Origin of the sequence: Paenibacillus sp. JJ-100 (assembly GCF_948329825.1) — a bacterium.
GTDB lineage: Bacteria > Bacillota > Bacilli > Paenibacillales > Paenibacillaceae > Paenibacillus.
The window spans coordinates 1,082,123-1,096,193 of record NZ_CAOJCM010000001.1 but is presented as its reverse complement, the minus strand read 5'-3'; the positions used below and the strand labels follow the sequence as shown (position 1 = coordinate 1,096,193).

The 14,071-nt window shown below is 43.5% G+C and carries 11 protein-coding genes; 3 read left to right on the top strand and 8 right to left on the bottom strand.

Annotated elements, in window-relative coordinates; all coding sequences use genetic code 11:
- Positions 1-101: 101 nt before the first annotated feature.
- Complete coding sequence (locus tag PQG66_RS05220) at positions 102-302, bottom strand: cupin domain-containing protein (protein WP_272035820.1); 201 nt, start codon at positions 300-302, stop codon at positions 102-104.
- On the opposite strand from PQG66_RS05220, the gene PQG66_RS05215 reads away from it, so the two are divergent.
- Entirely contained in the window at positions 266-784 is a 519-nt protein-coding gene (locus PQG66_RS05215) for a LysE family transporter (RefSeq protein WP_334220761.1), read from the top strand. The genes PQG66_RS05220 and PQG66_RS05215 overlap by 37 nt on opposite strands.
- A gap of 52 nt (positions 785-836) precedes the next feature.
- Here PQG66_RS05215 and PQG66_RS05210 read toward each other — a convergent pair whose 3' ends face one another.
- The 4 genes from PQG66_RS05210 to PQG66_RS05195 all read right to left on the bottom strand — a co-directional run bounded on the left by PQG66_RS05210 (position 837) and on the right by PQG66_RS05195 (position 5,300).
- Entirely contained in the window at positions 837-1,811 is a 975-nt protein-coding gene (locus tag PQG66_RS05210) for an MBL fold metallo-hydrolase (protein WP_272035818.1), read from the bottom strand.
- 229 nt (positions 1,812-2,040) lie between these two features.
- Positions 2,041-3,453, bottom strand: a complete 1,413-nt coding sequence (locus PQG66_RS05205) for a DHA2 family efflux MFS transporter permease subunit (protein ID WP_272036503.1) — start codon at positions 3,451-3,453, stop codon at positions 2,041-2,043.
- Positions 3,454-3,592: 139 nt separating this feature from the next.
- Positions 3,593-4,189 carry a TetR/AcrR family transcriptional regulator gene (locus PQG66_RS05200; RefSeq protein WP_442955036.1) on the bottom strand — a complete coding sequence of 199 codons (597 nt, stop codon included), beginning with the start codon at positions 4,187-4,189 and terminating at the stop codon, positions 3,593-3,595.
- 190 nt (positions 4,190-4,379) lie between these two features.
- Positions 4,380-5,300: an NAD(P)/FAD-dependent oxidoreductase gene (locus PQG66_RS05195; RefSeq protein ID WP_272035812.1), complete on the bottom strand. Its 921-nt coding sequence runs from the start codon at positions 5,298-5,300 to the stop codon at positions 4,380-4,382.
- A gap of 450 nt (positions 5,301-5,750) precedes the next feature.
- Here PQG66_RS05195 and cyoE point away from each other — a divergent pair, with 450 nt between their 5' ends.
- Positions 5,751-6,680, top strand: coding sequence for a heme o synthase (cyoE, locus tag PQG66_RS05190; RefSeq protein ID WP_272035810.1), 930 nt, complete (start codon positions 5,751-5,753; stop codon positions 6,678-6,680).
- Between the two features lie 140 nt (positions 6,681-6,820).
- Here cyoE and PQG66_RS05185 read toward each other — a convergent pair whose 3' ends face one another.
- The 3 genes from PQG66_RS05185 to PQG66_RS05175 form a co-directional block, all read right to left on the bottom strand.
- Positions 6,821-8,596 carry an ABC transporter ATP-binding protein gene (locus tag PQG66_RS05185; protein ID WP_272035808.1) on the bottom strand — a complete coding sequence of 592 codons (1,776 nt, stop codon included), beginning with the start codon at positions 8,594-8,596 and terminating at the stop codon, positions 6,821-6,823.
- Positions 8,593-10,338 (bottom strand): ABC transporter ATP-binding protein, encoded by a 1,746-nt coding sequence (locus PQG66_RS05180; RefSeq protein WP_272035806.1) that lies wholly within the window; start codon positions 10,336-10,338, stop codon positions 8,593-8,595. Before PQG66_RS05180 ends, PQG66_RS05185 begins: the two co-directional genes overlap by 4 nt.
- Positions 10,339-10,901: 563 nt before the next feature.
- Entirely contained in the window at positions 10,902-12,140 is a 1,239-nt protein-coding gene (locus PQG66_RS05175; protein WP_272035805.1) for an MDR family MFS transporter, read from the bottom strand.
- A 157-nt stretch (positions 12,141-12,297) separates the two neighbouring features.
- Between PQG66_RS05175 and PQG66_RS05170 the strand changes: the two genes are divergently transcribed.
- Complete coding sequence (locus tag PQG66_RS05170; RefSeq protein ID WP_272035803.1) at positions 12,298-14,067, top strand: ABC transporter substrate-binding protein; 1,770 nt, start codon at positions 12,298-12,300, stop codon at positions 14,065-14,067.
- Positions 14,068-14,071: the final 4 nt, after the last annotated feature.

The following is a 14,071-nucleotide window of genomic DNA, read 5'->3' as shown; positions in this document are numbered from 1 at the left end:
GCAGCCATTTATTGAACTGCACCTCCATTGTTGGATACGACGAACAATCGAGGTGCAGTTCTTTATCAGGCTGCTTTATTGATGTTATATTCTAATGCATTTCACTTCATATAATGAATGACCATACTTAGCTTGTTTGCCGTAGCTCCAGCGTTAACATAGGCATGAGACTTATCCGCTCGAAAACGGATAGACTCCCCTGAACTCACCGTATATTCTTCCGTCCCAACCCGAATCGTGACTTGCCCTTCATAAACAGTAATAAATTCTTCGGTCCCTTCGATGTGCGGTTCAGCACTCAAAGAAGACTCTTCATCTTATTGGGGGAGTTGCAGCCGGCTGTCTGCTTATTATGGTTCTGTCCAGTTATTTCAACTTGATTCTTCATCAATATATCCCCAGGATCACCCCGGTCTTGAACCTGATCGGATGTGTGTACATGCTCTATCTTGCTATCAAAATCATGGGGAGTAAACCTGCAGATTCGCAAGAAAACAAGGTCAATCACTATTCATTTCTATTCGGATTCACCCTGCAATTCATCAATCCCAAAGTTATTTTGTACGGACTTACAGCTCTGTCGGTGTTCATTCTACCCCATACGCAGTCGCAGCAAGAACTCATCCTATATTCGTTGCTACTCACCCTGATCGGCATAAGTGCGAATCTGACCTGGGCATTGGGCGGACGTTTATTTCAGCGATTCCTGATCAAATACGAACGTCCTTTTTATATTAGTATGGGCGTGTTGTTGATCTGTACCGCCATTTCTTTTATTAAATAAAGCAAAAGCGTCCTCCCATCGTCTGAGTAGAACGCTTGCTTGGTTAGATGTATTATTCCTGATTCCTTCTCCACCATGTCTGGTTCGCATAAGATTCATCATTCAGCATGACGGTCTCCCCTATAACTGGAATAACAACAGATACATTCAAAGTTCGTGCGGCACGGGTTACTCGCTCTGCTGGATCATTCCATGCATGATAGGCGAGCGTAAATGCACCCCAATGAATCGGGAATAATAGATTACCTCCCACATCCAGATGGGCTTGAACCGTCTCCTCAGGCATCATATGAATGTTCGACCAGCGTTCATCATATTGACCGCACTCCATCAACGTCAGATCAAATGGCCCGTACTTTCTTCCAATTTCTTTGAAATGGGGACCGTAACCACTGTCGCCGCTAAAAAATACTTTCGTATGTTCTCCACCAATGACCCATGAGCACCATAAAGTCGAATTTCGATCAAACAAACCTCTTCCTGAAAAGTGACGAGCAGGCGTACAAGCGAATGTTAAACCTTTGAAGGAAAATTCATCCCCCCATTGATGCTCCGTGATCTGGTCGGCAGGAACACCCCATTTTACTAGCCGTTTACGTACCCCAAGTGGAACAATAAAACGATTCGTTTTGCTTTTTAATTTGCGAATCGAAGAGGCATCCAGATGATCATAATGATCATGAGAGATCACGATGGCATCCAGCGTAGGGAAATCATCGGGCTGAATCGGCAGTTCTTTGCTGAAACGCTTGGTACCCGCCCAAGATACAGGTGACGGCCGATCACCCAACATCGGGTCAAAAAGTAGTCTATGACCCTCCATCTCAAGCAGAAAAGCCGAATGCCCGAACCATGTCACCTTTGAATGAGACACATCCATTGTGGAAGCTGGTTGAACATATTCCATCGGGATGTTACTTAACGGTCTTCGCTCCACTTGTCTGCGCATGGAATCCCTCAATATACTTGTCAGAGACTTTATACTCATTCCGGCGGTTGTTGGAATTTGATTTTCGTATTTCGTCATCGTTCACCCTTCTATTCTCCGATCTATTCTTCGAGGTTCACCGTTCAAACTTGCGGATAAATAATAGTTTATATTCTCATAGTAATTCATCGCTTACGGATATTCAATTTTGTTATCATTTCGGTGATTCAACCGTAGTAATTGGAAAGGCTTGCATTGCCCCATAAACTAAACAAAGAGCGATATCCCCTTACAACGTAGGAGACATCGCTCTTTTTAATCCTTGATTTTAATGCATCGGGCTCTGTTGTTTATCAGCCGAGCCAACCTTCACTCGTTTTACAAATAGTGCAATGACGAAACCAACAAGAGCCAAAATTAGGGCAAAGACAAATGCACTCTGTATCCCTGATGTGAAGCCAGCAAGCATATTTTCAGGGCTTTGCGGATCCTCTACACGGCTCAGGAACCGAGTCTGCCCAGCACTCAAAATACTAACTGCGACAGCTGTACCAATAGCACCGGATACTTGCTGAAGTGTGTTCATAATGGCTGTACCATGTGGATAATATTCACGCGGCAACTGATTCAACCCGTTAGTCTGCGCAGGCATCATCACCATGGAGATTCCAATCATCATGAAGACGTGCAGCATAATAATCTGAATGAGTGGTGTTGTTGCTTCGATACCCGTGTACAAGTACAGGACAACCGCAACGGTGGACATACCGATAATTACAAGCCATTTCGGGCCGAACTTGTCAAACAATCGTCCCATGACAGGAGACAAAAATCCATTCAGCAAACTACCTGGCAATAATACCAATCCGGCAGTAAGTGCGGTAACCGCCATCCCCTGCTGTAGATACATCGGCAGAATTAACATAGATGACAGAATCATCATCATGCAGATGAAAACTAACAATAGACCAATCGTGAACATCGGGTATCTGAATGCTCTCAGGTCCATCATCGGTTCCTTCATTCTTAATTGACGGATACTGAACAAGAGCAGTGAGACGAGACCAATAACCAGTGTGGCAATAACGATCGGACTGGTCCAGCCCCCACCGGTTTCACCGTGTCCTCCAGCACTACTGAAGCCGTATACGATACCTCCAAATCCAAGTGTGGACAACACAATCGAAAGTACATCAATTTTGGGCTTGGTCAACTTGGAAATGTTCGGCAGGAATAATAGTCCGCACACCAGGGAAATCAGGAAAAACGGCAAGGAGATCCAGAAAATCCAGTGCCAAGTCAATTTGGCCAAAATCAGACCGGAAATACTCGGACCACTTGCAGGTGCGAACATAATAACCAGACCAATCAATCCCATGGCAGCTCCACGTTTTTCGATCGGGAAAATGACCAAAATCGTATTAAACATGAGCGGTAACAGCAACGCGGTACCTATTGCCTGCAGTACCCGGGCTACTAGCAACATCTCAAAGTTAGGTGCAAGCGCTGCAACCAGCGTTCCTGCGATCGAGAATACTAATGATGTTGTAAACAACTGTCTAGTTGTAAACCATTGCAGCAGCAAGCCTGAAACAGGTACCAAAATACCTAGTACGAGCAGATATCCTGTCGTTAACCATTGAATGGTCGTTGGTCCCACCTCTAACAGATCCATTAATGGTGTCAGTGCAACATTCAGAGCGGTTTCGCCAAATAAACCGATAAACCCGCTCAGCAGCATGGCGAACAAAATTGGGAACACCTTATATTGTTGTGTTTCTTGTTGATTCTTGGCTGTATCAGCCTTTATGGAAGCTTCCAAAATTCCATCCCCCTCAAACTTATCCAACGTTTTCTTTTCTTTCTACTCTTGGTACAACCTATTGATTATGTTTGGCATTCTTCGTTGCAACTGACAAATAATCAGCAGCCGTTACCAGCGGCTGTTTATCCTGGTTGGTCAGACTGATAATCATGGCGCCTTCCATCAGGGAAATAACCAGCAAGGCTGTCTCTCGAGCTTTCGTCTCTTGAACACCATCCATCATGAGATGTCTTGCTATGATATCCTGCCAGCCGGCAAAAACATTCTGAGAAGCGGTTCGTAACTGCTGACTGATACATGAAGTCTCCACAGCTGCCCAGAAGCTGAATGGATAAAATCCCGTGAAACCAGACTTTTCAGCTTCATCGGCCGTCTCATAAATAAATGCCCGAATCGCTTCTGCGGTCGTTTTATGGGCAGCAAAAATCTCTTCAAACTTTTGCATAATAAATGCATCAACGGTTTGAATACATTCGAGAGCCAGCTCTTCCTTCCCCTGTGGAAAATAATGGTATAATGAGCCTTTTGGTGTGTTACTCTCCTTAATGATCTGACTCAGACCGGTCGCATGATACCCTTGTGAAAAAAAAAGTCTCGCTGCTGTGCCAACAATAAGATCTTTGGCATTCGACTTTTCACTCAAAAAAGCCACTTCCTTCAATAAATTATAACAATCGGTCTATATAATTAAAATCGCTCGCAGGCTTCATGTCAATCCTATTATTTAAAATTTTACAGAAAAATTACACTCTTAAACCTGTGCGATACAAAGAAAAACCAGCAGCTTTTTCAAGACTTTCTTTGAATGAGCTGCTGGTTACTTCAATATATAACTCAATTTTCTATTTCATGTTCCACGATTCAAAGTTCAACTCATAGTTAATGCTTACGGCGGTTAACGCTCCTTGTGAAGCAGCTGTGATGGCTTGATACATTTCAGATGCTGCATCACCGGCACTAAAAACTCCAGGTACTGTCGTTTTACCTTGTGCATCAACGACAATGGTACCCGTCTCCATCACCTCACATCCCAACATTCTTGGCAGATCTGAACCCGTCTGTAGGGTGGGTTGGAAGAAAATCCCCGTACAAGAAATACAGGTTCCATCCGTAAGCTCTACTGTACTGACCATCCCCTCCTCAGACACAATGCGGTGAATGGGAGTGTCATACACTTTAACATGATGACGTGTCAGTTCTTGCATATGATCTTGCTGTAGAGAATCATCACCATGAATGCAAAGGGTATAATGTGCTGTCCAGCCAGATATCAATTTTGCCATACGTAGTGCATGTTCCGCTCTTACAATAATGACCAGTTCCTGATCCTTGAGTTCCCATCCATCACAATAAGGACATACAAAAGCACTCTTTCCATACACTTCTGCTAAACCGTCAATCTCTAAGTGCTTGTCTTTCTTGCCTACAGCAAACAAGATCTTTTTCGCATCATATTGTCCGCTATTCTCTGTAGTAATAACAAACTCGCCCTCACGTCCGGTTATGTCCGTAACGGTTTCTGCCGCAAATTGAACCGAAGGATACGCAGCAATCTCTTCTTTTGCCAATTGGCGAAATTCAGAAGGGCTCACTCCATCTCGAGTTAAGAAACCGTGTGTTGCTTGAGTAACCCTGTTGCGCGGCTTTTGGTTATCGATAATGAGCACACGTTTCCGGGCTCTGCCAAGTACCAGCGATGCATTTAGACCAGCAGGTCCTCCCCCAATAATAACGACATCGAATTGAAGATCATTTTTCCTCACTCTAAACACCCTTTCCAGATATTTAATATCCTTAATTTTTCACAAATTCTCCTCAACTCTTATAATGAGAAAAGCTGCATCGAGTTGGAAAAGCGGGAAAACATGTGAGTTTTCTTATAGCAAACGCAACTAATCAATAGATAAACATCTTACTTAATTCCGTCAATCGAATCTATTAGAGACATTTTATATCTACAATATAACACAATACATTTATCTTTTAAAAAATGCAATGTTTTTATTTCCTTTCATCGATCTAACGTATGACAATCTAATGAAAACACTCCCGTAGCACAGAACTGTTGTTTTAACAATTAAAAAAGTTCTTGTTTTTAAATTGTTCACAATCAAATGACATTATTATAAAACCTAAAATGTTATTTCAATCACATTGTGAGTTGGATGGTATAATAGGCGCATATTATAAGTATAAATATAGGAAGTGAGTATTTGAAAACGATCAATAATGAGTCACAAACCAATATCAGCCTAGAGTACAGCTCAATTCCAAAAGTATTTTTCGATACGATCAAAATTGGAATCATCAAGTCCAACTTGATCGCCATGTTTGCAGGTTTAAGTCTTGCTCTATATGTTTTTGATGCATCTGTAACGGCTAATATTATTCCAATCATTCTCTCTTTTTTAGGTTCTTCTTTTATTATTGGTGCAGCGGGCGTATTTAACAATTTATATGACCGGGACATCGATGCGATCATGGAGCGTACGAAGACACGCCCTACGGTCACAGGACGGGTAGATACCAAAGCGGGTCTGATTCTCGGAATTACGATTACATTGATCGGTGCTGTAATGTTGTATATCGCTTCCCCATCAGCCGCTGTTTTTGGTATTTTAGGCTTACTGCTTTATGTGTTTCCTTATACCATGTGGACCAAACGTACAACGGTTTATAACACTGAGGTAGGTAGTCTGTCAGGTGCAGTTCCACCGCTCATTGGATGGGCTGCGATTTCTCCAGAACTCGGACACTTCGAAATCTGGGCACTGGTTGTAACCATGCTGTTATGGCAGATGCCTCACTTCTACGGCATTGCTATTCGTCGCTTCGACGAGTATAAAGCAGCAGGTGTACCGATGTTGCCTGTTGTGAAGGGCATTGGACGTACTTATGTACAAACGAACGTGTACCTGGTATTACTGCTACTTTCTAGCTTCTTGTTCTGGCCGATGAGTCCATTCATTGCCATTGTAGCTTTTGTAGTAAGTCTGGCTTGGCTCATTCTTAGTGTGACTACTTTTGACGCAAAAGAAACAAAAAAATGGTCACAACGTATGTTTATTTATTCGATTAACCATATTACCATTATCTTCTTGGTTATCATTGCTTATTCTTTGATTGCTCAATTGATGAGATAATCTATCCTTATTAGATGAGTGATAACGAACAAACCGTACAGATACTATGCCCTGAAGTGCAGGCATGGTATCTGTACGGTTTTTTTTCGCCTCTAATCTTTAAACAAAATGGTAGTAGGAAATGAAGCTCTTTGCTTTGCTTATCCAGCTCCACTCTTAACAGGAATCTGCTCCCCTTGCCATAACAACTGCATTTCTTCACTTGTTTCAAGCAGATCTGCAAGTTTCCCTTCGGCTTCAATCCGTCCATCTTTCATAACAATAATGTGATCTGCTTTGGTGAGTGCTGCTTTGCGGTGAGATACCGCAATACAGGTCACTTGTTTCTCCTGAAAGAGCCCCTCCCACACCTGCTGCTCTGTCTCCACATCCAGTGCACTGGACAGATCATCAAAAATAAACAGATCAGCCTCAGTCATCAGCATTCGTGCAGTCGCTGACCGCTGGATCTGACCACCCGATAACATGACACCTCGAGGGCCGACAGGTGTTTCTAAACCTTGATTTAACTGCTGGATGTCTTTATGCAAGACAGCCAGTCGAATGGCTTTTTCCATGGCCTGATCCGTATTTCCCTGCTTACCTTGAATGATGTTCTCTCGAAGTGTGTCACTAAATAACCTCGGGACTTGCGGAGTATATGCAGCCCTAGGTGGCATAAGGAATGTTGCCGGGTCTACCTTCTTTCCATTCCAGAGTATCTCCCCCTGTTGCTTAGGCAACAGCCCAAGAAGTGTACGAACAAGTGTCGATTTCCCCGATCCGATCCGGCCTGTGATCACAAGAAACTGTCCCTGTTTTAACTTGAAATGTATATCGTGTATGCCGCTGGATGATTGACCGTACTGATAGCTAAGATGGTTCACTTCAAGCTCACGCAGCTTATCATTCACATTTCTTGGTTCATCCATTACTTCTGGCGGATCTTCATACAGATAAATTTCCCGTTTCTCCATAATCTGATCCTCTTCACCAGGGCGAAAGAGTGTACGCATTCGATCATAGGAAACTTGGAGTCTTTTATGCTGAAATACCATGTATCCAAACAGGGATATGCTAAATCCGATATTGATCAGATAACTGGTGAATAGAGCGAAATCACCCACGGTAAAGTTACCTGCCTTCATCTCGGCAGCACACATTAACAGAATAAGTCCAGTGCATATACTCAGTACATGCTGGTTCAGCGATTTCATCCATTGCTTGAACAGATTATCTCGCAGAGCCGCCTGACGACGTTCTTCATTTAACTGATTAAAACGTGTGGAGACATGATCTTCTGCCTGACCAAGCTTCAGGGCTTGAACAGCCCCAAATGTCTCTGCGATAAAACTGGTGATACGACCTGTCGCTTCCCGGTTAACCTGAGCATACTTTCTTGCACGATTCCCTGACAGATTATTCAGCAGTGTTACGACCAACAGCGGTAAAACCGCAACAAGTGTAATCTGCCAGTTAATGTTAGCCATAATGAGAATCGATACCACGGCGAAAACCAGCCGGCCCCAGAAATCTACCCAAGATTCAATATATTCAACCACTTCATCAACATCATCTCGAAAACGGCTCATCGCCTCTCCTGGTGAAGCAGGAAGATTACGTCCCGGCCACCGCATAATACCTGCCAGCATGTTCGTTCGTAGAATGGCTTGAATATGATACATATATGTGACCCAAGCATGGAATGCGACAAAGAACGTGCCAATTCGTGTCAAGCGAAACAGTGCAATTACAATCAGTGGTACGGCAAGCCACATGTAGTCAGCACTTCCCGTCGCTGTCCGGTCAAAGAACCACTGCATGCCAAGACCCATAGCCAGCGGAAGAGAATGAAATATACACCATAACACACCGTTCATCAGAAACAGGTACGGCTTAAAGCGAAATAAGCGCCCAATAAATCCGGTGATATTCATGCCAATTCCTCCTCTCGCCCTGTAACTAGAAGTCGTGCATAGTGCGAGGACGGATCACTTGCCAGCTCTTCTCTGAATCCGAATTCCAGCAACCTTCCTCCGCCCAAAACCATAATTTTATCTACTTTCTCCAGCGTAGCTAGGCGGTGGGCAATAATAATCCCAGTCGATCGCTTCATTAATTCATCAATGGCAGACTGTAGTACACTCTCCGTTGCTGCATCAAGCCTTGATGAGGGCTCATCCAATATCACCAGACTAGGCTCTGTCAAAAATACACGAGTTAATGCGAAAAGTTGAGCTTCTCCTGCTGACAGTGAAGCACCGCCAGCGGTCAAGTGTGTATCCAGCCCTTCAGACTGCGTATCTATCCATTGACTCAGTCCTAACCGTTCCGTAGTCTGCCTGATGATGTCATCTGACACATCGGAATTAAACAGGGTCAGATTGTCACGAAGTGTACCATCAAACAACTGTACGTCCTGTGTTACCATACCGACTCTGCGATAGAGTGCCTGCAAAGACAACTTCGTAATGTCCGTTCCACCGATGCGAATCGTTCCCTGATCCAGATTATATAGACGCAGGAGCACACGGCTAAGACTTGATTTTCCGCTCCCCGTTCGGCCTATAATCCCCAGACGTTCTCCAGGTTTCACTTCAAACGTAATATTCTGAAGGACCGGTTTATCCTCATTATAACTGAAGTACACTTGATGAAACTCTAGTCCGAGCGGACCATCCGGCAGCTTCTCTTCAATTCCGTCCTGAATCTCACTTCGTAAAGATAATAATTCGCGCGAACGGAGCATACCCGATTTTGCCTTTTGAAATTCCTGAACCTGGTCACCAAGCAACTCAATGGGTTCATTTAACATCTGACTGTATTGATAAATCAAAAACAAAGTACCAATACTGATCATGCCCTCGATATAGTAATGCACACCAAGCAGCAGAACAACCGTAACCGATATAATAAACATCATTACTGTGGTGTTCCAAGGGATCACCCTCAGCATCCATGCCTTTCGACCTCTAAGGAAGACCGTTCGCATGGTGCGATAGAAGCGGTTCATCACATAAGGAACGTGTCCATTCGCTTGCACATCCTCAATGCCGGCAATTCTCTCCTCAATTAAGCTGAACAAGGAAGCACTGGCAGCTCGCTCATTTTTAGAAGACTCTACTCCTAGATTACGAATAACGACCATGAATAGAATGGATATCAATGTGAATACTGTCATGACCAATGCAATCGGCACATTAATCGTAAACATAAATCCCAGAATCCCTGCAAGCAGAACGAAACTTCCGATAACCTGCACGATAAACATCGCAAAAAAATTCGAGATGCTCGTCACATCTCCATCCACCCGTTCAATCATCTCGCCAGGTGTTTTGACGTTATGAAAACGCATATCCAGACGTAGACAATGTTTGAGTAAATCTCCCCGCATCCGGTTCGTTGCCCGCCAAGCTACGTCATTCCCCAAGTAACTGACGCCAATCGTAATAAGTTGATTCATGACGGCGATCAGCAGAAATAGTCCCGCAAGTTTCAACAAATCGGCCAGGATCCCCCCACTTGCCGCCGTATCAATAAACCGTTGAATGATCTGTGGGTTGAGAAGCTGAAGCCCTGTTGACGTTAACAACATAACCAGTAGTACAACCAATTTGCCTTTGACAGGCTTTAAATATTTCAGCAACCACGACATGGATTGTTTCTCTGTTGTAGACACCTGCCCACCCCTTTAATTTTCAATTGAACCTTCGTTTGGATTATTATCTTGTTCTCCACTTCGCTATGAAGAATCATGCAGAAGCTTAGTGTAATCAGCAATGCCTCCCGAAGAAATAAGCTGTTTACGTTGTTTACTCGGTTTACGATAGTTCATCAAGATCCATTCTCCTTTTTTTTTTTTAATGTGTTGATGACGCTTGACTCCTTTCCATGTGAGAGGGGCGAAATAAAAAAAGCCATAGATGAATGAAGTTCATCTACAGCTTAATTCGATGGAAAAGTCAGCCAGAAAATAATGATAAGATTTCAGCTTCTTCTCTAATTTCGCAGTATACATGAGCGTCCAGACAAGATTGCAGTTAGCTGGACTCTCCAAAACATACTCAATACTCTACCTGGATAATGTCACAGAACTCTGCATATTCAATTATTGGTTGAAGTAGCTGCGCTGTCTGGTCCATCATCGTTTATCCCACCAGTTTCACATATTTGTTGTTTATTGTATTCGCTCATTCTTTATACGTCAACATAATTATACTGAATTGTAATTTAATTCATCCGCTATACTCCAACGTGCAGCGTTTCCACTTGTTTCTTTTCCCTTACAACAAGACGTTGGTGTGCGATGAAGAGAAAAGGAATTCCTAGTGCCGTTGTCAATGCAATCGGGATGAATACTAACGGTCCGTTTGCGGGACCAAACTGGCTTAGCAGCAGTCCTCCCATAACCGGAGCTAATACATTTCCAAGATTGTTAAAACCAATCGTTCCGAAATACGTTCCTTTCCACTCGGGCTTAGCAATTCGATCAATCAGCATATCCATCATTGTAAACAGGAGCACCTCTCCTACGGTAAACAGAATGACGCTGACCATCATCAAGACGATCCCTTCAGCTATACCAAATAACAACAAACTCGCTGCAACAAGCAGATTACCAAGAATAAGCGGTACAAGCGGCGGTGCATTTCGGAAGGTGCGAACGAGCGGATATTGAATAACCAGTACGGTGATCGCATTCAATGAGAGCATATAAGAGAACATCTCACTTCCATTCTCGAAAATAGGACTCCTTGCCAAATACTGCGCTAATGTAGAACTAAAATGGCCGTAACCCAATACACAGAATGTGGTACCAATCAGTACCGGCAAAAACACTCGATCTCGACTGGTTGTCAGAAAAGCTTCTCGCAGACGAGGTGCACTAACCTCGATCCGTCCAGGAAGATTCGCATGTTGCAATCTGAATTGCATATACAAAATCAGACCATAAACAATATACACCAGTCCAGATATCACAAAAGGAAATGTCGATTCAGATGATCCCAATTGAAATCCTATAATCGGTCCGAACACCACACCCAGATTAATTGCTGCATATCTCAGATTAAAAACCAGCAGCTTGTTCTGCGGTGAAGTAATGTCAGATAAAAGGGCTCTTGACGTGGGTTCAAACACTGCCCGGCATAACCCATTTAACGTATTCGCTACGAAAAATACCCATAGATGCTCTGCTGCTGAAAAAATGAAAAATACAGCGGCCCAACTAAATACCGAGACCATCATCACGATTTTGCGTCCAATCCGGTCAGAGATATACCCTCCGTAAAAGCTGACCATGACTCCTGCCAGCGAGCTCACCGCAACTGTGATTCCCGTTTGAGTCGGTGTGGCTTCAAGCACACGTGTCAAATAGATGGACAGGAACGGTATACTCATGGATGTTACAAGGCGCCCAAACATCGTTCCGATAATAATGGTCCAAGCCAGAGGGTGAATTTGCTTTACAAATTGATTCATCTTGGTTCTCCTATCCTGCTACTCTTCTCTATGTATTCTATAGTTATCAAAGTGGATGCATTCTGTCATCCTGATATGTATAATTGTATAGATAAAAGGGGGAAGTAAAAGTGTAATTATTCGTTGGCACTTTTCACCTTTATGAAGGAGAAGTCAGATGGATACGATATATACTCACTTTCTAAGACTGGCTGCCGATGAGCAGCTCTCATTGAAAATGAAAGAGCCTGTACAAGTAACGATCGAACACCTCTCTTCTATCCTTTGTTGCACCCCTCGTAATGTCAAATTTATTGTGCGGAAGCTGGAAGAGCAACGTTTTGTTCATTGGAAACCTGGGCGTGGTCGAGGTAACTATTCCACACTGACACTGTTGCGAGGATTCAACGATGTTTTGGAGATGCACTTCTCCGAACTTCTATGCAAAGGGAAACTCAAAGAGGCCATTGAACTGATTGGTAGCGTTAGAATGGATGATGTGCTAAGGGATAAGCTTATGCATACCCTCCACCAGCAGATGGGATTCCGCAGTCATACTGAAACAGCATCGGGACAAGATACACTTCGCATGCTAAGATCCCGTCAGCTTGGTGATCTGGACCCTGCCTCTGTGTATACCGCCTTCGAAACGTATTTACTGGGTCAAATATGCAACACATTGATCTCATACGATGCTCACACCGATAGCTTCCTGCCTGCCCTTGCACACACATGGGAGTCTAGCAATGATCACCGGGAATGGATATTTTATTTGCGAAAAGGCGTTCGCTTTCATGACGGACGATGGATGACCGCCCAAGATGTTCAAGCATCCTTGAATCGGTTGTTTGAGATGAATTCCTCCTCACTATGGTTCTATCGGGACATCGAACATACGGATATCATAGGCGATTATTGTATCCGGTTTATTCTGCGTCGTTCGAACAGGTTTCTCTTACATCTGTTTAGCTGTATACGAATGATTGTACTGCCAGCCGATCACGATCAGAATCAGACATTGATTGGTACAGGTCCTTTTCAGATCACCGAGAAGAATGAAGATGTGATCAAATTAAGCGCTTTTGACGGCTATTACGGCATTCGCCCTCACCTTGATCAGGTTCATATCTGGTTCCTTCCCGAACCAACTTTAAATGACAGGTATTATGAGTTGCCAGGAACTTATCAGCTTAGTATGCCTGGAAATAGCCAAGAGAAGCTGAATTTCATTGACTATCCCTCACTTGGTTGTCAGTATATGTTGTTTAATTTTCATATGGAAGGCTGTCATCATCAACTTCCTTTTCGTCAAGCAATGCGCATCATCTATGATCCATTGACACTCGTGAACGACTTGGGCAAAAATCGAATTACACCTGCCTGTAGTTTCCTGCCTTGGCGAAGTGCTGCTGAGAACTGGAGTTCCGTATCATTAGAGGATGCCAAGAGTTTGCTAGAACAGTCCGATTATCAAGGCGAGCCCCTCCTGTTATCTTATAAGAAGAACAAAGATTCGGATGTGGCCGAATGGTTGCAACAGCGCGCAAGCCATATCGGTCTTAAGATTGAATTGGAGCCTTTTGATGATTATGTAGATGTTGTGAAGAAGTCTACTGCCCCCTTGATTTTGAGGGAAGAAATTCTGGAGGATGATTGGCAGTATGGCATGATTCATTTTTTCAAAAACCAAGCGAACTCTTTCCATGAGTATATGACCCCCGAGATTCAGTCTGCGTTTGACGATTTGCTGGACGTCTTTCCACAGCTTCCAGACTCTGGACGAATGGAACTTTTGGAACAGGCCGAAGGTCTGTTGCGTGAGAATGGTTGGCTGTTACACGGATGTCATATGAACAGAAAATCTGAACTCCATCAGAGTATATACGGTATGCAAACTTCAGAGTTTGGCTTTTTGGATCTCTCCAAGCTGTGGATCAAAAATCCATGATCTC

Bases quoted from the DNA above. Each gene is read 5' to 3' on its own strand.
- PQG66_RS05170 (WP_272035803.1), top strand. From the start codon at position 12,298: ATGGATACGATATATACTCACTTTCTAAGACTGGCTGCCGATGAGCAG.
- PQG66_RS05185 (WP_272035808.1), bottom strand. From the start codon at position 8,596: ATGAATATCACCGGATTTATTGGGCGCTTATTTCGCTTTAAGCCGTAC.
- PQG66_RS05205 (WP_272036503.1), bottom strand. From the start codon at position 3,453: ATGCTGCTGAGCGGGTTTATCGGTTTATTTGGCGAAACCGCTCTGAAT.
- PQG66_RS05175 (WP_272035805.1), bottom strand. From the start codon at position 12,140: ATGAATCAATTTGTAAAGCAAATTCACCCTCTGGCTTGGACCATTATT.
- PQG66_RS05210 (WP_272035818.1), bottom strand. From the start codon at position 1,811: ATGACGAAATACGAAAATCAAATTCCAACAACCGCCGGAATGAGTATA.